The 20,909-nt window shown below is 70.6% G+C and carries 18 protein-coding genes and 1 pseudogene; 13 read left to right on the top strand and 6 right to left on the bottom strand.

The window, feature by feature from the left end; genetic code table 11:
• Positions 1–110: 110 nt before the first annotated feature.
• The 5 genes and pseudogenes from pgfA (at position 111) to AC07DC_RS03630 (ending at position 4,187) form a co-directional block, all read left to right on the top strand.
• Positions 111–1,157, top strand: a complete 1,047-nt coding sequence (gene pgfA, locus AC07DC_RS03650; RefSeq protein WP_478911454.1) for a cell envelope lipid trafficking protein PgfA — start codon at positions 111–113, stop codon at positions 1,155–1,157.
• Positions 1,154–1,783: a class I SAM-dependent methyltransferase gene (locus AC07DC_RS03645; RefSeq protein WP_478911452.1), complete on the top strand. Its 630-nt coding sequence runs from the start codon at positions 1,154–1,156 to the stop codon at positions 1,781–1,783. Before pgfA ends, AC07DC_RS03645 begins: the two co-directional genes overlap by 4 nt.
• Positions 1,774–3,159 (top strand): hypothetical protein, encoded by a 1,386-nt coding sequence (locus AC07DC_RS03640; RefSeq protein ID WP_478911450.1) that lies wholly within the window; start codon positions 1,774–1,776, stop codon positions 3,157–3,159. Before AC07DC_RS03645 ends, AC07DC_RS03640 begins: the two co-directional genes overlap by 10 nt.
• Positions 3,156–3,878 (top strand): annotated as a pseudogene (locus AC07DC_RS03635) (class I SAM-dependent methyltransferase); the annotation flags it as partial. The gene AC07DC_RS03640 and the pseudogene AC07DC_RS03635, both read left to right, overlap by 4 nt.
• A gap of 57 nt (positions 3,879–3,935) precedes the next feature.
• The gene (locus AC07DC_RS03630; protein ID WP_478912592.1) at positions 3,936–4,187 is read left to right on the top strand and encodes a Trm112 family protein; all 252 of its coding nucleotides are present in this window, start codon (positions 3,936–3,938) and stop codon (positions 4,185–4,187) included.
• On the opposite strand, the gene AC07DC_RS03625 is transcribed toward AC07DC_RS03630, so the two are convergent.
• The gene (locus AC07DC_RS03625) at positions 4,165–5,466 is read right to left on the bottom strand and encodes a DUF4185 domain-containing protein (RefSeq protein ID WP_478912590.1); all 1,302 of its coding nucleotides are present in this window, start codon (positions 5,464–5,466) and stop codon (positions 4,165–4,167) included. The genes AC07DC_RS03630 and AC07DC_RS03625 overlap by 23 nt on opposite strands.
• Positions 5,467–5,606: 140 nt before the next feature.
• Here AC07DC_RS03625 and AC07DC_RS03620 point away from each other — a divergent pair, with 140 nt between their 5' ends.
• Complete coding sequence (locus AC07DC_RS03620; RefSeq protein ID WP_478911448.1) at positions 5,607–6,398, top strand: FkbM family methyltransferase; 792 nt, start codon at positions 5,607–5,609, stop codon at positions 6,396–6,398.
• Between the two features lie 372 nt (positions 6,399–6,770).
• Here the strand turns inward: AC07DC_RS03620 and AC07DC_RS03615 are convergent, their stop codons facing one another.
• Positions 6,771–7,016: a hypothetical protein gene (locus AC07DC_RS03615; RefSeq protein ID WP_478911447.1), complete on the bottom strand. Its 246-nt coding sequence runs from the start codon at positions 7,014–7,016 to the stop codon at positions 6,771–6,773.
• 127 nt (positions 7,017–7,143) lie between these two features.
• Positions 7,144–7,347, bottom strand: coding sequence for a hypothetical protein (locus tag AC07DC_RS03610; protein WP_478911446.1), 204 nt, complete (start codon positions 7,345–7,347; stop codon positions 7,144–7,146).
• A gap of 265 nt (positions 7,348–7,612) precedes the next feature.
• On the opposite strand from AC07DC_RS03610, the gene AC07DC_RS03605 reads away from it, so the two are divergent.
• The 6 genes from AC07DC_RS03605 to AC07DC_RS03580 all read left to right on the top strand — a co-directional run bounded on the left by AC07DC_RS03605 (position 7,613) and on the right by AC07DC_RS03580 (position 13,584).
• Positions 7,613–8,002: a hypothetical protein gene (locus AC07DC_RS03605; RefSeq protein WP_478911444.1), complete on the top strand. Its 390-nt coding sequence runs from the start codon at positions 7,613–7,615 to the stop codon at positions 8,000–8,002.
• A 78-nt stretch (positions 8,003–8,080) separates the two neighbouring features.
• Positions 8,081–8,239, top strand: coding sequence for a hypothetical protein (locus AC07DC_RS03600; protein WP_478911442.1), 159 nt, complete (start codon positions 8,081–8,083; stop codon positions 8,237–8,239).
• A 493-nt stretch (positions 8,240–8,732) separates the two neighbouring features.
• The gene (locus tag AC07DC_RS03595) at positions 8,733–10,043 is read left to right on the top strand and encodes an ABC transporter substrate-binding protein (RefSeq protein WP_478911440.1); all 1,311 of its coding nucleotides are present in this window, start codon (positions 8,733–8,735) and stop codon (positions 10,041–10,043) included.
• Positions 10,044–10,197: 154 nt separating this feature from the next.
• Entirely contained in the window at positions 10,198–11,160 is a 963-nt protein-coding gene (locus tag AC07DC_RS03590; protein WP_478911438.1) for a carbohydrate ABC transporter permease, read from the top strand.
• Positions 11,157–12,086, top strand: coding sequence for a carbohydrate ABC transporter permease (locus tag AC07DC_RS03585; RefSeq protein WP_478911436.1), 930 nt, complete (start codon positions 11,157–11,159; stop codon positions 12,084–12,086). Before AC07DC_RS03590 ends, AC07DC_RS03585 begins: the two co-directional genes overlap by 4 nt.
• Positions 12,087–12,156: 70 nt before the next feature.
• Positions 12,157–13,584: a GH1 family beta-glucosidase gene (locus AC07DC_RS03580; RefSeq protein ID WP_478911434.1), complete on the top strand. Its 1,428-nt coding sequence runs from the start codon at positions 12,157–12,159 to the stop codon at positions 13,582–13,584.
• 28 nt (positions 13,585–13,612) lie between these two features.
• Here AC07DC_RS03580 and AC07DC_RS03575 read toward each other — a convergent pair whose 3' ends face one another.
• Entirely contained in the window at positions 13,613–14,866 is a 1,254-nt protein-coding gene (locus tag AC07DC_RS03575; protein WP_478911432.1) for a phosphodiester glycosidase family protein, read from the bottom strand.
• A 283-nt stretch (positions 14,867–15,149) separates the two neighbouring features.
• On the opposite strand from AC07DC_RS03575, the gene AC07DC_RS03570 reads away from it, so the two are divergent.
• Positions 15,150–15,929 (top strand): DUF6227 family protein, encoded by a 780-nt coding sequence (locus tag AC07DC_RS03570; RefSeq protein WP_478911430.1) that lies wholly within the window; start codon positions 15,150–15,152, stop codon positions 15,927–15,929.
• 19 nt (positions 15,930–15,948) lie between these two features.
• On the opposite strand, the gene AC07DC_RS03565 is transcribed toward AC07DC_RS03570, so the two are convergent.
• The gene (locus AC07DC_RS03565; protein ID WP_478911428.1) at positions 15,949–16,452 is read right to left on the bottom strand and encodes a cupin domain-containing protein; all 504 of its coding nucleotides are present in this window, start codon (positions 16,450–16,452) and stop codon (positions 15,949–15,951) included.
• A 178-nt stretch (positions 16,453–16,630) separates the two neighbouring features.
• On the bottom strand, positions 16,631–20,590 hold the full coding sequence (locus AC07DC_RS03560) for a discoidin domain-containing protein (RefSeq protein ID WP_478912589.1): 3,960 nt from the start codon (positions 20,588–20,590) through the stop codon (positions 16,631–16,633).
• Between the last annotated feature and the right edge of the window lie 319 nt (positions 20,591–20,909).

Here is a 20,909-nt window from a genome sequence, read left to right as displayed (position 1 = left end):
TGAGGCCAGTTCGGCGCTCGTCCTTGACTGTTTGTCGGCTTGTTCCTAACGTTCCGTCAGCGCACTACCAGCCGGTACGAATCCCTTCGGCAGTAAGTCAGGGAGACGTGATGCATGGCCGACGAATCGTCGCGGTCCTCACCCTGGGGCTGGGGATCTTCTTTCTCGTCCTCGCCCCGATGCTGCGCTGGTACGTGCTGCCGCGGGTGCAGGTCGCCCCGTACGACATGGACTTCACCGACGTCAGCTCCGGGCCGGGAATCTATCTGGACCAGACCACCGGCAAGCTGACCCAGGACACGCTCACCGTCACCCGGCACCTCCTCGGGGACGCGGAGGCCGGACGGCAGGCCGGCAAGGCGGTGTGGGACGTCTCGACCCGGCTGGACAGCTCCAGAACGGTCGGTCTGGCCGACGCGCGGCAGGCGATCGACCTCAGCACGCACCGCTGGGTGTTCGACCGGCACACCACCGTCTCGAGCAAGTGCTGCGGCGGGGACACCGCAATCGGCGCGGAGGCGTACCTGAAGTACCCGTTCAACACCGGGCATCGCGCCTACCAGGTCTGGGACGCCACCGCGGGCAAGTCCTTCCCCGCCGAATTCACCGGCACCCGCAGGCTCTACGGCCGGACGTTCAACGAGTACACGCTGAAGGTGGACCCGCCGGTCCGCGTCGGGACCATGCGGGTGCCGCCGTCGGTCGTCGGGCTCCCGGCGGGCAAGGACCCGGTCACCGTCGAGGAGTACTACAGCAATCCGGGCGCGGTGAACCTGGTCGACTCCCTGACCGGGGCGCCGGTGGCCGGTTCCAGCCACCAGATCATCACGCTGCGGCTGCCGGGCAGCGACAAGGTCGCGGCCACAGTGCTCGACGTGCGGTTGCACTCCACCCCGCAGACCGAGAAGGCGCTGGTCGACAAGTTCCGCAGCAAGCACGACGGGCTGGCCGCCCTGGCCGGACCGCTGCCGCTGGGCACGCTCGTGCTCGGCGTCCTGTGTACCGCCGCCGGCTTCCTGCTGCTGGTGCGCAGCCGGGACGCCCGGGCCGTGCCGCGCACGCCGGCGGATCCGACCGGCCGGGACAGGGGCGATGACCCGTACGGCCGGGACGGGCCGGGTGGCGGGCCGCACCCGGTCGCCGGAGCGGCCCGGTGAGCGGGGACGTGGCCGCCGACCCCCTGCGCCGGGCCACGGTGGGGCAGCTGCTCCGTGCCCTGGCCGGCCAGGGCGGCACGGACCGCACCGTCTTCCGCCGACTGCGGGCCCGCTACTGCGTGCAACAGGTGGCCAGGTGCTGCGAGCTGGGCGGCCGCACCGTCGTGGACGTCGGCGGTGGCGACGGCTGGTGCGCGGAGGCGTTCCGGGCCGCGGGAGCCCGCTGCGTCGTCGTCGACCCGTTCCCGGTCCCCGCGCGCACCGGCCCCTCGACCGTCGTCGGCGACGGGTACTGGCTGCCGCTGCTGGAGGGAGCCGCGGACGTCTGCTACTGCTCGGACGTCCTCGGTCGGATCCCCGACGCGGTGGGCCTGGTGGACGAGCTCATCCGGGTGACCCGCCCGGACGGCACGGTGTGCCTGGCCTTCACCAACTGGTCCTCGCCGGGCGGCCGCACCCGATTCCCGGTCCGCACCGGCCCGCTGCTGCGCCATCTGCGCGACCGCACCGACGTCGTCCTGATCGAGGCCGGACCCCGGTACTTCCCGCGCTCGTTACGCGGCCTGCTCCGTATCCCCGTGCTGCGCGGATTCGCCGTCCAGGTCACCTTGCGGAGATGCCGATGACCGGCGGCGACACCCCCCGAACCGGCGGCATCCCGTTCACCGCCGTCGACGAGAGCGCGGACCTGCTGGAGCGGCGCGGCGAACCCAATCTGATCCTGCTGGAACTGGCCCTGGCCGGGCAGCTCGACGCCGGACGGCTGCGCACCGCGGTCGGCGACGCGCTGAGCGCCCACCCGATGGCGCGGGCCCGCCGGGCGCCCGGCGGGCCGTGGCGGCGCCGCAGCAGCTGGGAGATACCCGGCCGCCCCGACCTCGACCCCCTGACGGTGGCCGCCTCCGGAGCCGTACCCGACACCGAACGCCGCCGGCTCATGGACACGCACGTGCCGCTCTCGTCCTCACCGACCCTGCGGTTGCTGCTCCTCCCGTCCGCGGGGGGCGACCGGTTGCTGATCGCCGCACATCACGCCCTCTTCGACGCGATCGCCTGCCTGGGATTCCTCGGCTCGGTCGCCCGCGCCTACAACGGGACTCCGGACCCCGCGGCGGTCGCCGGTCCCGCCGGGTCACCCGCAGGGTCGACCTCGCCCGCCGGCTCGCCGGCCGAAGCCGGAGACACGCGCACCCAGCGCCCGGAACTGTTCCCCCGGGCGGTCCGGGTGGCCCGCGCCCCGGCGCCCGGCGGCGGATACGGCTGCGTCCTGGAGGCGTTCGACGCGGACCGCACAGCGGCACTCGCGACCGCGGCCCACCGTCAGTCGACGACCGTCAACGATCTGTTGATCACCGCGCTCGCACTCGCGGTGACCCGTTGGAACGAGGCCCACCAGCACCGCGCCGGGCCCGTCCGCATCACCATGCCGATCAACGCCCGCGCCGCCGACCGGCGTTTTGACGGCATCCGCAACCTGTCCCGACTGACCTCGATCAGCGCAGCGGCCGGCGAACCCGGCGACCTGCTCGCCTCCGTCGCCGGCCAGACGCGGCGCGCCAAGCGCACCGCCGCGCCCGCCGGCGGCCCGGCCGCACAGGTACTGGGCTCATCCACCCTCCCCTACGGCGTGCGGCGCGCCCTGGTCGGCCCGGTGCGGATGGCCGCCCGGCTGCTCGCCGACACCACGATGCTCAGCAACCTCGGACGGCTGCCCGACCCACCCAGCTTCGACGGCGCGGGGAACACCACCGGGCTGTGGCTGGCCGCCCCCGCACCCATGCCGCGCGGTCTCTCGGTCTCGGCCCTCACCGTCCTCGGCCGGCTCCATCTGGCCGTACGGCACCGTCACGCCGTACTCGGCGCACCGGCGGCCCGCGCGTTCATCGACGTGTTCACGGGTGCGCTCGGCGAGCTCGTCGCCCTGCCCGCCGCCTCCCACGTCTCCACGGACCCCGTGTCCATCACGCCCATCACGCCCATCACGGAAGGAGATCCCCGGTGACCGACCCCGCACCGCCGGGACTGCGCGCCCTCTACGAGGATCCGGCGCTCCCGGTCGACTCCGGCGCCGAACGGGCCCGCCGTCAGCTGCGGATGATCGAACCCACCCTGGACGCGGCCCGGCGCCCCTTGTGCATCCTCGACATCGGCTGCGGCGACGGCGCGGCCACCGCCGCACTGGCCCGCCGGGCGTTCGGCCATACGGTCATCGGCGCCGACTGGTCGCTCCAGGCACTGGAACGGGCGCGACTGCGCGGCCTCCCCGTGGTGCGCGCGACGCTGGACGGCCACGGTCTGCCCTTCGCCGACGGCAGCCTCGACATCGTCGTCCTGAGCGAAGTCATCGAGCATCTGGTGGACACCGACGCGGCGCTGGACGAGATCGACCGCGTCCTGCGCCCCGGCGGTTCCCTGCTGCTGTCCACCCCGAACCTGGCCGCCTGGTTCAACCGCGCCCTGCTGCTGGCGGGAGTGCAGCCGCTGTTCACCGAAGTGAGTCTGCGCGGCATCTACGGACGCCCCGGCAGCGAAGTCGTCGGCCATCTGCGGGTGTTCACCCGCCCGGCGCTGACGGGGCTGCTGCGCGCGCACGGTCTGGAGATCGTCTCGCTGCGCGGCGCGTGCTTCCCTGCCACTCCCCGACCGCTGCGCCCGCTGGACCGGCTGTTCCGGCTGATGCCGTCGCTCGCCGCGGACCTGCTGGTCCACGCCCGTACACCGCTCACGCCCCGCGCGACCCCACTGGAGCGGCCGTACCCGCCGCGATCGGAGGACGGGATGCCTGTCATCCAGGCCTTGCTCGATCTGCTCGCCTGCCCCGTCGACAAGGGGCCGCTGCTCTACGACGCGGAGGCAGACGCCCTCTACAACCCACGGCTGCGCCGCCGTTACCCCGTCGTGAACGGCATCCCGCACCTGCTCGCCGACCAGGCCGAGTCCGTCGACGCGCCGGGTCACGACCTGATCATGGAGCGGGTCGCGCACGCGCGGTCCGCGCCGGAGGACGTCAGTGACGTACCGGCGTCGTAGCGGACGCGGAGGAGGGAGCGGCCGGTCCCAGCCGCAGCCGGACGAACCGCGGCCGGTACAGGGCCGCGTTCCGGTTGACCTCGGCGCCCACCTGCGCGCTGGACGCGCCCAGCCAGTTCACGTCGTAGCTGAGCAGCAGCCCGTCCCGGCCGGTGAACTCCCCGTGGATCTGCGGGTTGTAGACCACGGCGCCTCCGGAGGAGTCCGGTGGCAGCGGCGGGCGGAATCCTGTGGCCGGGCCGTGCCAGGGTCCTTGCGGGGCGCAGGCCCAGTACGTGGCCACCGCGCTCAGCCCGCTCGCGGCGGGTCCGCCCGCGTCCATCGTGAACAGCACCCAGGTACCGCCCTGCCGCACGACCGAGAGGGAACTGCCCACGCCACGACGGATGTTCCCGGTGCTGTCACTGCCGCCCAGAACGGGCGCCGCGCGCGCCGCACCCGCTTGCCATCCGGTTCCGTCCCAGTACCGCCAGGCCGCGGGGTCGGCCAGCCGGCCCTCCGGGACGCGGGCCAGATAGGCGCGCGAGGTCCGCAGCGACGGGGTGCGGCCCGGCCCGTCGTCGCCGCCGAAGACGTACGTCCAGCCGTCCACCCGTACCGCGGTGGCGCCGTAGAGCACCCGCTGACCCGGACTGGGGACGGCGCCCTGGTCGGAGACCTTGACGATGGTCTCCAGCCGCAGGCCGGGCAACGACAGTGTGGCGACCTCGGTCGCGAGTGGGACCCCGTACAGCCACGGCGGCGGCCCCGCCGCCCGGTCCCACAGCAGGACCCGGACCACCCGCTCCGCCGCGCCGGGCGAACGCGGCTCCACCACGCCCTGCACCGGCCAGCGCCACACCTGGGGGACGGCGGACACATCGGGGAAGAACGCGCCGGGAGCCGCCGTGGTCCCACCGGTCAGTGTCCGCTCGAGCCGGCCCGCGGCGGACATCACCAGCACGGCGTTGTGCGCCCAGGCCGGCGTACGGCCGCCGGAGGTGTCACGCCATGGATAGGGCTGGCCCAGCGGGTTCGGCGGCGGACGCACTGCCTCCAGGACCGGATCATCCGCGAGCCAGAGCGTCCGGCCGTCGGGCAGCCGGACCGAGTGCGTGCCGTCACCGCCGCTCCAGGACCCGGTAACGGCGCTCTCGTCGCCGTAGCGGGCGAATTCCTCGGTGACCGGCCGGTCCTGGGACCAGGAGGCGATGTGCAGGCCGCCGCAGGGGGAGGGCCAGGTGTCACTTCCGCCCGAGCAGCCGGTGAGGCCGGCAGCCACCGCCCACAGCAGAGCCATCAGCAGGGAAGTCACACGTCGGTACCGCACCGGATCAGGGCAACTCCTCCGGGGACATCAGATGATGACGATCCGTCAGGGAAGCGTAGACGCCTCCCGCGCCGCGCGGCAATGCCGCACCACCCCATCGGAGGGGACAGATGACCCTGGCAGCCGCCCTCGGCCCCCGTCTGCCGGCCCGCTGGCTGGCGTACGGCATCGACGTGCTCTATCCGCGGCAGGAGCCCGAGCTCGCCCGGCTCGAAGAGATCTGCCCGGCGCACGGCACCGCCCTGGATGTCGGCGCATGGTACGGGCCCTGGTCGCGGTGCCTCGCCCGGCGCGCGGACCGCGTCGTCGCTTTCGAACCGGTACCGGAGGTGTACGGGGTGCTGCGCGGCACCGTACCGCCCTCGGTGAGGGTCCTCAACGCCGCCGCCTCCGACCACGACGGCGACGCCCGGATCTGGCTCGCCGACCATCGCGGTCATGAATCCCGTGGTCTGACCTCCCTCGAGCGGCGCCCGGAGGTCCATCGCCGGAGCCGCCCGGTGCGCCTGGTGACCATCGACTCCCTGGGTCTGAGCGATGTCTCCTTCGTCAAGATCGACGTCGAGGGACACGAGACGGCCGTGCTGCGCGGGGCGGAGGACACCGTGTGCCGCGACCGGCCCAACCTGTTCATCGAGGCCGAGGCCAGGATCCAGCCGGTCACGGACATCACCGGCCTGCTGCATCAGTGGGGGTACCGCGCCTGGGTGCTCCCCGAGCGGCACTGGATACCGCTCGGCGCCTTCGACCTGGCCGGCCATCAGCGCCGCTTCGCGCACGTCGTGGACGCCGGCCTGCTGCGGCGCGCCCTGCGGCCCCGCCCCCGCTACGTCAACTCGATCCTGTTCACCCCGGAGGAGGGGCCGGGGCCGCAGGAGACGGCGGACGAGGCGCGGCCATGACGGCCCGGACAGGCGTGGAACGGTCCTGGGGCGGCTCTTCGGCGGGGCGCCAGACACCCCGTCGGTCCGCGGGAATGATCAGGGGTCGGGCGGGCAGCAGTCAGGGGGAGAGTGCGGGTTGGGCAGGAGGTGCCCGCGGCCCCACTATCGAACTGCGCGGTCCGGACTGACGTCTCGGTAGCCATCCCCCGTCCGCCGTACACCACGACGGGCCGCGCGCAGGCCAGCACCGCCCGACTGGTTCCCGGGCGTGCCCCCGCCGGGCAGCGTTTGTGAGGGCGCTGTCCCGGCCCGTCGGCTCCGCGCCCACCCCCCTTGGGCGCGGGGCCGACGTATGCCTGAGGCGGGCGCGCACGGCGGCCCGCCGGACCGCTACCGATGGCGGCTGCGGTCGGTGTCGGGCAGGTTGCACCACAGGTCGATCGTCGCGGACAGCTCCCGGGCCTGGGTGTCGGCACGGCGCTCGGCCCGTTCCGAGGCCTCGGCAGCGGCATCGAGCGAGCCGAAACCCCGTACGAGGGCGATCAGATCCTCGACCAGGCCCGGATCCTCGTCCTCGGCACGGGCGTGCGCGTGCAGGGCTTGCAGGATGGCGAGTTCGTCGTCTTCGGCGTCCATGTGCACAGTCTGCCGTGCGGGTCTGACACTCCGTATGTCTTCAGTGCGCGCCGGGCGTCATACATCCGTGTCCCCGCGGCCCGAGCGGACGCCGGTCCGTCGAGCAGGATGCCACCCGTCGAGTGCGCTAGCGCCTGGCGGCCGGCCGGGACGTGCCTCGGGGCCGCGTCTGCGCCGGCGGTGCCGGGGGAGTCGCGGGAGTTTCGTCCTCGTCCGTCTCGTACGGCTCGTCACCCAGGTCGGCCTGCTGGAACGGCGAGGTCGACGGGATCGGCGATGTGTGCGCCGTAACCGGCGTCGAGGGATCGGGATTGGAGAAAAGCGTGGTCATGGCACCTTCGTCGGGCTTCGCAAAACGGGGCCACCCGGAATGGACCAGTCGGTGGCGATCGCGGCCTGAAATGGCGGCCGTCGATTCCCATCATCCCACGCGGAGCGTTCCGCATGGGTGTCCGGTACAGCACAGTCCCGTCACGCGACGTGTGCGGATGCTCACCGATTCGGATGAAACCGCAGGCCAAGCGGGGGACGCAGGTCCCCAACGGGTGATCGGCGGACCGCATGCGGATAGGACCCGTGTTCAGGAGGTCTGATCCATGGGTGCCGCATTCCCGTGCCGCCGTGCCGAGCGCCGATACGGGCGCGCCGCTTCCCTGGACGCACTGCTGGCCCTCCTCGCCCTGGTCCTGCTGCTGGGTGGGGCGCTGTCACCGGACCTGCCGGCCGACGCGGGGGCCGTGTCCGCGACGTCGGCCTCGGCGCCGCTGTCCGTCGCGGGCGACGAGCACCCGGACGAGTCCGCCACCGCAGTACGCGCCGGCCGGGCGCCTCTCCGGGCCGGCGTGCCGTCGCGGGCGGTGCGCCACACGCCCCGCGACGGGATTCGCCCCGCCTCGGCCGCGCCGTCACGGGGCGCCCCCGTGGAGGGCGGCGGGCGGCCGGGGCCCGGCCTCCACGGGCTGAGCTGTGTGGTTCTGCGCTGCTGACCGGACCAGGGGCCTGCCGGGCCCCGCTCCGCTCCGCTCCGCATGCCAACCCCACTTCCCCGTCCCGGAGGACCCGCCATGCCCATCGACCCCTTCACGGCCCTGAACGCCATGCTGCGCGCCGAAGTCAGCCGCGCCGCAACGCCGGAGACCGAACCCCGGCAGCCCGCCGCCCATGACACGCACGACACCTCCGAGCACCCGCCGGTCACCCCCGCCCCGACCGAAGGCGCCTGACCCCACGGCGCCCGACCCGCGGTGTCCGGCAAGCTTCCGAAGCGGCCGGGCACCGCAGGTCCCGGATCACCAGCCGATGCCTCCCTTCACCGAACCGGGCAAGAGGTAAACACAGAAAACTCCGGAAGCGGGACAGGCGGTTCAGTTGGTGAACGCCCGCCGGACGGCCGGGTGTTCGAGGGCGGTGCCGGAGCGGGCGTCGGCGGTGGTCGGGCGTCACACCGGCCTGTCGTGGACGCGGTGCGGGAGTGGCGCGGAAGCGAAAACGCGCGACAATTTGCCGGAGAGCGCTCTCCGGAATGTCGCTTTACGGGCCACGCTGATGCTGGGACCGCCACCGGACCGTCCCCGGTCATCACCACGACCCGCCCCGCCGCCGCGAGGCATTTCCGCTTCAACACTTGACGCCGACCCGATGTCGGGGCACTCTCCTGCCCATCGCTTGAGAGCGCTCTCAAGACTCACGTCCGTCCTGAAGCCATGGGAGGCTTCCATGCCCGTTGCCCGAGCCGCCAGACACGTCGCCATTCGATTCGGGGCGGTCGCACTGGCCGGGGCACTGCTCGCCGCCTGTGGATCCAGCTCTTCGGGGAGCAGTTCCGCGGACAGTGCCGACGGGGGCAAGGTCACGCTCACCGTCGATCTCTTCGGCACCTTCGGTTACAAGGAGGCCGGCCTCTACGCCGAATACCAGAAGCTCCACCCGAATGTGACGATCAAGGAGAGCGACACCGAGAACGAGGCCGACTACTGGAAGGCGCTGCAGACCCGCCTCGCCGGCGGTGGCGGCCTCGCCGATGTGCAGGGTGTCGAGGTCGGCCGGATCGCCTCGGTGACCCAGCAGCAGGCCGACAAGTTCGAGGACCTGAGCGCTCTCGGCGCCAAGGAGCTGCAGAGCCAGTTCTCGCAGTCCAAGTGGTCGGCCGCGACCGCCCCCGACGGGCGGGTGCTGGGTCTGGGTACCGACACCGGACCCGAGGCGCTCTGCTACCGCGCGGACCTCTTCAAGGCCGCCGGGCTGCCCACCGACCGCGTCGAGCTCGCCAAGCAGTGGTCGACCTGGGACGGCTACCTCGCGCTGGGCAAGCAGTACGCCGCCAAGGCACCGGCCAAGAGCCACTGGATGGACAGCATCGCCAGCCTCTACTCGGTCATGGTGGGGCAGCAGAAGGAGCGTTACTACGACGCGTCCGGCAAGCTGATCTACGACTCCAACCCCGCGGTGAAGGAGGCCTGGAACGCCTCGGTCAAGGCCGCGCAGGACGGGCTGAGCGCCAAGCTCGCCCAGTGGGCGCCCGAGTGGAACCAGGCCTTCAGCAGCGGTTCCTTCGCCACCATCGCCTGCCCCGCCTGGATGCTCGGCTACATCAAGGGCCAGGCCGCCGACGCGGGCAAGGGCAAGTGGGACGTCGCGGCGCTGCCGGGCGGCGCGGGGAACTGGGGCGGCTCGTACCTGTCGATCCCCAAGGGCGCCAAGAACACCAAGGAGGCCTTCGCCTTCATCAAGTGGATCACCGCCAAGGAGCAGCAGGCCAAGCTCTTCACCAAGCAGGGCAGCTTCCCCTCCAACATCGGTGGGATCGAGATGGTGAAGGACGTGAAGGACCCCTACTTCAGCAACGCGCCGATCGGCGCACTCTTCGGCACGGCCGCCGAGCAGGCGCCGGTTCAGGTGCCGGGGCTGCGCGACAACGACGTGAACACCCAGATCACCAACGCGCTGGGAGAGGTAGAGCGCAAGGGCACCTCGTCCGACGAGGCCTGGAGCCATGCGCAGAAGGGCGTGAAGAACGCTCTCGGCTGATCCGGACGGCCTGACGTGCCGGGTCCGGACGCATCCACCGCCCCCCGCTCGCGCCCGGACCCGGCGCACCCACTGCCCCATCGTCGCCACCCGCCCCCGGTACGGCAGGGCGACAGGTACGACAGCACCGTTCCCCGATACGAAGGCCTGGCACATGACCGTGTCCGTCACTACGCCGCCCGCCCGGACGGCGCCCCCGCCACGGCCCCGCGCCGAGCGTCGCACCCGGCTGCTGCGCCGGGTGTCGCCGTACGCCTACATAGCCCCGTTCTTCACCCTCTTCGCCGCCTTCGGGCTCTTCCCGCTGATCTACACCGCCTACGTCTCCCTGTACCGGGTCGAACTGCAGACCCCGGACCAGATGGAGTGGCGTGGCCTCGACAACTACACCGCGCTGCTGAGCGACAGCTACTTCTGGACGGCGCTGCGCAACACCTTCAGCATCGGTGTCCTGTCCACGGTGCCCCAGCTGCTGATGGCGCTGGGACTGGCCCATCTCCTCAACTACAAGCTGCGCGGCCGCACGTTCCTGAGGGTCGCGGTGCTCCTGCCGTACGCGACCTCCGTCGCCGCGGCGACCCTGGTCTTCGCCCAGCTCTTCGGCCGTGACTTCGGTCTGATCAACTGGGTCCTCGGCCTGGTCGGCTTCTCACCGGTCGACTGGCAGTCCGGCACGCTGGCCTCGCAGATCGCCGTGTCCACCATCGTCACCTGGCGCTGGACCGGCTACAACGCCCTCATCTATCTCGCGGGCATGCAGTCCATCCCCGGCGAGCTCTACGAGGCCGCGCAGATCGACGGGGCGTCGCGCTGGCGGCAGTTCCTGCATGTGACGCTGCCGGGGCTGCGCCCCACCATCGTGTTCACCGTCGTCGTCTCGACGATCGGCGCGACGCAGCTGTTCGGCGAGCCGCTGCTGTTCGAGGGCAGCATCTCCGGCGGTATCTCGCACCAGTACCAGACGCTGGGCCTCTACATGTACGAGCAGGGCTGGGGTTACTTCCACCTCGGCCGGGCCGCCGCCATCGCCTGGGTCATGTTCGTCCTCATCGTGCTGCTGGTCAGCGTCAACGCCGCCGTCGCCCGCCGGCGTACCCGTAAGGAGGCCGTCCGATGACCTCGCTCGCCGCACCCGCTCGCCGCCCAGGCTCCGAGGACGACAAGGACCGCCCGACCGCAGGACGACGCGGGCGGTCCCGGCGCCACCGGTCCACCGGCGCCGGCCGCCAGCACCACGCGGGCCGCCTCGCCTACGCGATCCTCATCGTCGCCGCACTGCTGTCGGCGTTCCCCTTCTACTGGACGATCGTCGCGGCGACCCGGTCCAACGCCGAGCTGGCCCAGAGCCCGCCGTCGCTGCTGCCGGGGCCCAACCTGATGCACAACTTCCAGCAGGTGCTGGACCAGGCCGACATCGGCAAGGCGCTGCTCAACTCCTTCATCGTCTCGGGCTCGGTGACCGTCGGGACCGTGCTGTGCTCCACGCTCGCGGGATTCGCCTTCGCCAAGCTCCGCTTCCGGGGCCGCAACCCCCTGCTCGCGATCACCGTCGGCACGATGATGATCCCGCCGCAGCTGGGCGTCATCCCGCTGTTCATGCTGATCGCCAAGTTGCACTGGATCAACCAGCTGCAGGCCGTGATCCTGCCCGGCCTCGTCTCCGCCTTCGGGGTGTTCTTCATGCGCCAGTACCTGGTGCAGGCCCTGCCGGACGAGCTCATCGAGGCCGGCCGGGTGGACGGCGCGTCCACCGCTCGGATCTTCTGGAGCATCGTCGTGCCCATCGCCCGGCCCGGCATGGCGGTGCTCGGCATGCTGACGTTCATGGCCTCCTGGAACGAGTTCTTCTGGCCGGTCATCGCCCTCACCTCCCAGGAGCCCACCGTGCAGGTCGCGCTGCGCCAACTGGGCGGCGGATACGTGCACGACCAGTCGGTGATCATGGCCGGCACGCTGCTCGGCACCCTTCCCGTGCTGCTGGTCTTCGGGCTGCTGGGACGGCAGATCGTCGGCGGCATCATGCACGGCGCCGTCAAGGGGTGAGCCGCCCGGCCCCCGTTCCGTTCCGTGCCACCACTCCGATTCCTCACGACCGTGTTGGGAGCCTTTCCTGATGACCGCGATCGACGCGCGCCCGGAAGCCGCCACCGCCCTCACCTTCCCTCCGGGCTTCCGATGGGGCGCGGCCACCGCCGCCTACCAGATCGAAGGCGCGGCCCAGGAGGACGGCCGTACGCCGTCCATCTGGGACACCTTCAGCCACACGCCCGGCAGGGTCCGCAACGGCGACACCGGTGACATCGCCGCCGACCACTACCACCGGATGCCGGAGGACGTCGCCCTGATGTCCGGCCTCGGCCTGACCGACTACCGGCTGTCGGTGTCCTGGTCGCGCGTCCAGCCCACCGGACGCGGCCCCGCCCTGCAGAAGGGCCTGGACTTCTACCGCTCCCTCGTCGACGAGCTGCTGGGCAAGGGCATCCGGCCCGTCCTGACGCTCTACCACTGGGACCTGCCGCAGGAGCTGGAGGACGCCGGCGGCTGGCCGGTCCGCGAGACGGCCGAACGGTTCGCCGACTACACCGCGCTGGTCGCCGGCGCACTGGGCGACCGGGTACCGACCTGGACGACGCTCAACGAGCCCTGGTGCAGCGCCTTCCTCGGCTACGCGGAGGGCGTGCACGCACCGGGCCGCGCCGAGCCCACCGCCGCACTGCGGGCCGCGCACCACCTGAACCTCGCGCACGGCCGGGCAGTCGGAGTGCTGCGGGACCTGCTGCCGTCATCTGCGGAGATCTCCCTCACGCTCAACCTCGCGGCGGTCCGTCCACTGACCCGGTCGGCCGCCGACCTGGAAGCCGCGCGGCGTATCGACGCGCTGGCCAACCGGGTCTTCCTCGACCCGGTGTTCCGCGGCAGCTACCCCCAGGATCTGCTGGACGACACCGCCGCGCTCACCGACTGGCACTTCGTACGCGACGGTGACCTCGCCGCGATCTCCCGGCCGCTCGACTCGCTCGGCCTGAACTACTACACCCCCACCGTCGTCGCCGCCGGAACCAGCGCCATCCCGTCGGCATGGCCGGGGGCCGAGCAGCACGCCCGGTTCGTGCCCGCTCCCGGTCCCCGTACCGCCATGGACTGGCCGGTCGACGCCGGCGGGCTGCACGAGATCCTCACCCGGCTGCGCTCCGAACTGCCCGGCGTCCCCGTCCTCATCACGGAGAACGGCGCCGCGTACGACGACTACCGCGACCCGGCGGGCGACGTCCACGACCCCGAGCGCATCTCCTACCTGCGAGAACACCTCGCCGCCGTCCACCGGGCCATCGCCGAGGGCACCGACATCCGTGGCTTCTTCCTCTGGTCGCTGCTGGACAACTTCGAGTGGGCGTACGGATACAGCAAGCGTTTCGGCATTGTCCACGTCGACTTCGCCAGCCAGCAGCGCACGCTGAAGGACAGCGCGCGATGGTATGCCGACGTCATCCGCGCGGGCGGGCTGTCCGCTGAGGACCAGGAGCCGTCGGCGGCGCCGTGATCCGGGGCGCGCGGCCGGCCGCCGTCGGCTACTTGCCGTAGACGGCCACGAAGTCGCGGGTCGCCTTGACGTAGTAGCGGTCCGCCGGGTTTTCGAAGTCGAGGAGGTTGCTGGGGGTGGGGTTGGCCGGATCACGGCTGCCGTTGTAGGCCATGAAGGAGGGCCAGGCGCGGTTCATGTCCAGCGGCATGGCACGAACCGCGCCGGCGCGCTGCATCAGGTCCGCCAGCGTGCGGGCGGTCAGTGCCTGTCCGACGACCATGATGATGTCGCCCGAGGAGGTGACTCCGACACCGGAGCGCTCCACGTACATCCGGCTCTGGTCGGTGACGCCCCACTTGGCGTCGTTGCCGATGTCCGGAACGACCTGGCCGCTGTCGACCATCAGCTCCAGGCACTGCCGGACACCGACGACATCCGGAGTCATGGACACATCGCGGCCCCACACGCCGATGTCGAAGGAGCCGTCGCGGTAGAAGACCTCGGAGGCGGCGCCGGAGCGGAGTTCGCCGGCGGTCTCGCCGTTGAGGAAGAAGCCGCCGTGCGACCCGCCGTCGGTGACCCGGAAGCCACCGTTCCAGGTCGCCACGAGCCCGGTTCGCTGGCCAGGGGGAATGGTCGGCGGAACGGAGAAGGTGCCGCCCGGCTCGCGGAAGCCCGGGTGGAGCTGGAAGCGCGCGTGCTTCGCGCTGATCCAGGCGATCGCCGCCTGGTAGGAGGTGTGTTCGTCGTCCGGGCGCACATACGTGGCCTGCACGATCGGCAGCCCGTGGGAGCTGGCCACCGGACGCCAGACGCCCTCACCCGGCAGCCCGGGACTGACGATGGGTTCCATCGGTTGGCGCAGCGGCAGTCCGGGCATGTGGACGGTCGCCGGGGCGGTCGCCTTCATACGGGCCAGCGCGTCCGGTGCCAGCGTGCCGCCGACCTCCGGCGGGTCGAGCTGGTACTGGAGGTCCTCCAGCTTGTCGACCACCGCGCCCAGCCGGTGGTCACGGCTCCATTCGGCGAGCCGCGCCATCACGCTGTCCTTGCCCGGGTAGGTGAGGGCCTGTCCCACCGACCAGCCGACCGTGCTCACGCACATCAGCCCGACGGCGAGCCCACCCCGGGTGACGGCCTGCCGCCGGCGCAGCTGGGCCGGTGACAGATCCCGCTTGTGCTTCCACGGGAGCAGACGGCGTCGCCCGGCCCCGTTTCCGGCCACGTCGTCACCGGCGATGCCATCGCGGTCCCCTGTTTCGTGGAGGTCCGTGATCTGTCCGCCCGCCCCTTGCGTCATGACGCTCCTTCTCCCGGCCGTTCCGTGCGGATCGCGTCAACGCCGGAACATCTCCGTTATGAGTAATTTAATACGCTCTATCCCCTCGCCAGGTGGCCCAACCAGAACGGCGGGGAGAAACACCCGCACGCCCACGACACGCCACGATCGGCCCAGCGCCGCGGTCCGCTGACCCGGCGTCATGCGGACCCGGACAAACATCGAACAACCCCTGGCACAGAGTGTGCATGGCCCACTACTCTGAGCGCCTGAACGGCAGGGACGTGATCATCAAGAGGGCCACATGACCTACCCGGAACCCACCATGCCGCGAGACGACTTCGACGACCGGACCCCGTCCGACCACATCGACGGGTTACTGGCCCGCGACGGCCGGCCGGCACCGATCGCCGCGGCGCTGCTCGTGCGGCTGCGTACCGCCATCGTGCACCGCACCGAGCTGGTCTCGAACCGCTACAGCAAGGAGCCCGGCCGGCTGCTCAGCCGCCGCACGCTGCGGCATGTCTTCCTGCTGCCGGACGGCACGACGCCCTCCCTCTGGGAGCTGCAGCACGACACCGGCCCCCGCGAACACCTGGTGCACGAGGTGTTCGCGGACGAGCCGGCGCTGCTCTCGGCCGAGCTGGACGTGGACATCCGGTTCGGCGACCTGGAGCACACTCCCGCGCCCCTCGACCTGCCGGAGATCCGGCTCGATCTGCACGTCGTCCCCGCTGCCACGCACCGCCGCCGGCAGTACGAGGCCGCCAACTCCGCGGACCACGCCGTGCGGCTGCTGCGCCGGGCGGTCAACCCCGACCTCCCCGGCGAAACGGTCCGCCGGCGCGTGCTCACGGCCGTCGGCCACGACATCGCGTTCGCGGGCAACAACAGCAGGATGATCCACGAGCGCTGCGCCGGCTGGACCCTGTACGAGCACGCGTTCCTGCTCCCTGGCGGCGAGGAGATCAGCCTCTGGGAGGTCGACCACTCCATGACGCCGGACCGGCACCCCGTCTGCGAGGTCTACGACTGCATGGACACTGCCCGCGACTCGGCGGAACGCCGCCTCGAATCGCTCTGAACCCACCGGGCGGGCTCCGCTACCGGGCGGGCTCCTCGTCCTGGTCGACGAAGAAGCTGTCGTGCCGGACGAGGAAGTCCGCGAACTCCTGGCCGCCGCGCTGCGCCATCTCCGCGACCCGCTCGAAGTACTCCTCGCGAGGAGCACCGGGGGAGAAGAGCAGCAGCATGGACGACGGCTCGTCGGAGTCGTTCTTGAAGGCGTGCAGCCCGCCGACCGGTACGTAGAGGAAGTCACCGGCGCGCCCGGTGATCCACTTCTCGCCGTTGTACAGTCCGACTTCGCCGGAGAGCACGAAGAAGGACTCCGAGATCGCCTTGTGGAAGTGGGTGCTCGGGCCGGGCGACTTCGGCCCCATGTCCACCTTGTAGAGCCCGAACTCACCACCCGTGGTGGCATGGGTCGCGAGGTAGTGGGTGCGATTCCCCGAGGGCGACGTCAGTTCCGCCTCGGTGTCCGCGGGCCGGAAGACCGCGTTGATCTCGCCCTTGTCCCCGAGGTAGCGGGGCTCCGGATACGACATGGTCAGCTCCTTCGACAGTGGATCACAGCATTGTCACTCCGGATTCCGCGCTTCCGGGGTCGGATCGCCAAACGGGCCGGGATGCCGTATCCGCGCCCGTGACGCGGAAACGCGAGTGCCGCCGGGAGGGTCAGGCCTCCCGGCGGCACTCGCGTCCCACTGTCTGGTGCTCCCCTCCTTACGGGTTCTGGATGATGGTGAACGTCGAGGTGGTGTTCTTGACGTTCTGGAAGTTGTTGCCCATCCGGAGGTTGTTGAACGTGACGGAGCCGACGGCCGGCCCCTGGCCCGGCTCGGGCAGTTCGTTGGCCCAGATGCCGTAGCCGGACTTGGCGTCGAAGGCGTCACCGCTCTTCTGGGCACCGGTGATCGAGATGTTGGTGAAGATGGTGTCCTTCACCGGGAACTGCGGCTGTCCGCCGACATAGTTCGTCTGGAACATGATGCCGCTGTACGTCGGATCGACGATGTCCACATCCGTGACGCGGATCCCCTGGAAGATCTTCGAGGCCGAGAAGACCCAGATGGCCGGGAAGACCTGACTGCCCCAGAAGTGCCCGCCGGCCCGCACGATCGAGATGTTCTGCAGGTTGGTCGGGTCGGTGCCGAAGCCGTTCATCGGGTAGCCGAAGTCCAGCGAGCTGATGGTGATGCCCGAGTAGACCAGGGTGTCGGCGATGTAGATGTTCCGGAACGTGTTCGCGAAGCCGCCGTAGACCGCGACACCGGCAGCGCGCCAGGTCAGGATCGACGTCAGGTTCTCGAAGACGTTGTTCTTCTCGTCGGCCCCGCCGGCGTCGATGGCGGAGAAGAGCGCGAAGCTGTCGTCGCCGGTCGACCGCGCCTCGATGTTGTTGAGGTGGTTGTCCGTGCTGCCGTTCGTCATGTTGATGCCGTCGGCGAACGTGTCACGGATCCGGCTGTTCGTGATGGAGATGTTGTCGGTGTTGGCGCCCCAGTACAGGCACACCGTGTGCTCGTTCCAGACGTTGTCGATGGAGATGTTGGCGACGTTGGAGAAGTCGAACACCTTGCCAGGACCGTCGATCCGCGACGTGTAGTTGCCGAAGTAGGCGAAGCCGGAGAACGAGGAGCCGTTCGCGGTGGCCTCCGCGCGGAAACCGATGTCGGTGTTGGCCTGGGTCGAGGGCGCGTTGAAGCGGGTGAACCAGGGACCGGCGCCGACCACCTTCACGGCCTTGCCGTACACCTGGAACTTGCTCGCCGTCTGGTACTCGCCCGGCGGCAGGTAGACGCCGACCAGGGTGCCCGTGGTGTCCATCCGGACCTTGTCGAGCGCGTTCTGGACGTCCTGGTGCGTGACGCCCGCCGGAACCGTGTACTTGGCCGGGTCCGGGTTGGCGATCGCCGTCGCCTGCTCCAGGTTGATGAAGTCGATCGCGTACTGCGTGGTGTTGGCGGCGTCCTTCTGGAGCTTTATCTTCGATCCGGCCGGGACGGTCGTCCCGAGCATGATGTTGGCCTCGTCGTAGATGTGACGCGGGCCGCCCGCGCCGGGCGAGTTGCCGGGACCGGTCTCGTTCCCGTACAGCCAGGCGTACTTGGACGTCAGGTCGATGGCCTTGAGGAAGCTGCCGTTGACGTAGATGTCCAGGGTGGAGTTGATGCCGTCGCCGCCCGCCGCGTCCGGAATGGAGAAGCGGGTGACCAGGGTGTTGGTGCTGGCCTTGGTGGTGAACTCGACGGAGGAGCCGGTCGAGTTCAGCGTGACGGCCTTGCGACCGGACGCCTCGCCCGCCACGTCGCCGACGGTCCGGTTCGGCCCGACGACGGCCGCGCCGCCACCGAGGACGCCGTCCTCGGCCTCGTACATGTCGTACGGCATGTTGGCGCCGCGCCCGACGAAGAGCGACTGGGTGCTGGTGTTGTTGGCCTGCTTGACCGGCAGCTCGTTGGCGTCGTTGGCCAGCACGGTCTTGACGCTGTACTTGCCGTTGACGGACGTCCAGGTGCCCAGGTTGACCGGGGCGGCGGTGGCGCCCGCCGCGATCGCTCCGTTGTAGGCGCCGGTCAGCGTCTTGACGACGGAACCGGACGTGGTGTCGGTGACCGTCAGGGTGATGCCGTGGGCGCCGCTCGCGGAGGCCACGGTGCCCTGGTTCTTGATGGCCACCGAGAAGGTCACCGTGTTGCCGGCCGCCGGGTTGCCCGGAGTCCAGCTGACGGGCGACGAGATCAGGTCGGAACTGGCCACCGGGGTGATGACCAGCGGGCTCGGGCTGCTGAAGCTGTTGTTCGCCTCGTTCTGCTCGATGACGGCGTTGGCCTCGTCGACCTTGGCACTCAGCGGGTAGGAGCCCGCTTCGCGCACGCCGATGTTGGCGGAGACGGTGGCGGACGCCCCGGCCGCCAGCGCGGCGACCGGCGCGGTGCCGGCGAGCGTGGTTCCGAGGTAGAGATTGACGTTGGTCGCGCCGGCGGCCGCGGGGCCGATGTTCCTGACCGTCGCGGAGAGCGTGATCGGGTCGGTCTCGACCGGCGAGGCGGGCGAGGCGGTGAGTGCCGATACCGTCAGGTCCGGGTTGGGGGCCGGTGTGCCGATCACCTGGAACTCGGCGGCCTGGCCGCCGCCCGCACCGGAGTTGGACGTGATCTTGAGCTGGACGTCCGCGACCCGTCCGCTGACCGGGATCGTCACCGTGTTGCCCGAGGCCGGGTTGAACGTGTAGACGGTCGGTGACGTCAGGCTGGTGAAGGACGAGGAGCTCTGCTCGCGTCCGAGGACCTGGATGGTCTGGGTACGCGTCGACCAGGCGCCGTCGGGGTTGAGCTTCACCACGACCGAGTTGACGTCGGCGTTGGAGCCCAGCGCGACGGTCAGCGTGTTCGGGTAGCTGCCGCCGTTCGCCTCCCAGTAGGTGGCCACGTTGTTGTCGTTCGCGTTCGTGGCGACGAAGTTCTGGATGGTGGACGAGGCGGTGATGGACTTGCCGACCGCCAGGTTCGAGCCGCCGCCACCGGTCCCCGTGCGGGTGACGGTGTTGCTGTTGCCGGACTCGTTGCCCGCCGCGTCCTTGGCCTTGACGTAGTAGGCCACAGTCGCGGAGTCGGGCTGGCTGTCGGTGTAGGTGAGGACGTTTCCGGCCACGCTGGTGCGCAGCACGTTGTTGGCGTACACGTCATAGCCGGTGACGCCGACGTTGTCCGTCGAGGCGTTCCAGGTCAGCTTGATCTGGCCCGACGCCGGCTGCGTGTAGGCCAGGCCCGCCGGCGCGGTGGGCGCCTGGGTGTCACCCGTCGTCGGTCCGTAGAGCTCGAACTCGGAGAGCTGGGCGGCGGGCCAGGCGGTGTTGGCGGTGATGTTCAACCGCACGTACCGGGTGTTGATCGCGTTGAAGTCGATCGTCACCGTGTTGCCGGCGGACGGATTGAAGACATAACCCTGGGAAGCGGCGATGTCGGTGAAGGACGAGCCGTTGGTGCTGCCCTGGACCGACAGCGTCTGGGTCCTGGTCTCCCACCCGGTCGGCAGCTTCAGCACCAGCTTGTTCACGCCGACCGTGGCGCCCAGGTCGGCCTGGATCCACTGCGGGAAGGCGTTGTTGGCGCTCTCCCAGTAGCTGGCCTGGTTGCTGTCGTTGGCGTTGCCCGCCACGTAGGGGGAGTTGGAGCTGCTCGCCGTGATGGTCTTGGAGATGGCGAGGTTGTCGGTCGGGGCCGCCGCCTCGGAGACCTGCAGTTCGGAGATCTGAGCGGCCGGCTTGGCGGTGTTGGCCGTGACGGCGACCCGGACGAAGCGGCTGTTCGTCGCCGGGAACTTGATCTTCACGGCGTTGCCGGAGCCGGGGGCGAAGACGTACTTGGCGGAGCCGACGATCGTCTCGTAGCTCGTGCCGTCGGCGCTGCCCTGCACTGCGAGCGTCTGGGTACGGCTCGACCAGCCCGCCGGGACCTTCAGGGTGACCTGGTCGATGGTCCTGCTGCGCCCCAGGTCGATCTGGGCCCACTGCGGGAGGGCGCTGCCGCTGCCCTCCCAGTACGTGGACTGGTCGCCGTCGTTGAGGTTTCCGGCCGTTCTGCCGCCGCTGGAGGTGCTGGCCGAGGCCGTCTTGCCCGCCGCCGCGTCGGGGGCGGCTTCGGCCGCCGCGGCCCGGAGAACCGGCCCGCCGAGAAGCATCAGACTGGCCGCGAGCGAGCCCGCGATCAGCTTGGGTATCCGCTTCGATCTCACTGCGTTCCTCTATCTCTCGTCCGGAGTGCCAGGAGTGGGGGCGAGTGAGGCCACGGCCACGGTCTCGCCGTCGAAGTTGCGGAGAACGGTGAGGAATGAACATCACTCTGCAATTAATTTGCATTGAGTTAGCAGAGTGTTACAGACGTGCTACAGCCACGTCTACGCCCCCGCAAGATCGGCTTGTGGGTGTCCGGAACGGAGCGGTCCGGCACTGTTCAGTGGGGGAGTTGAGGGATGATCCTGGGATGGAGTGCCGCACTCC

The organism is Streptomyces sp. NPDC045021 (genome assembly GCF_056432645.1).
Note: the sequence above shows the minus strand (reverse complement) of the source record. Positions and strands in the feature narration are given on the sequence as shown.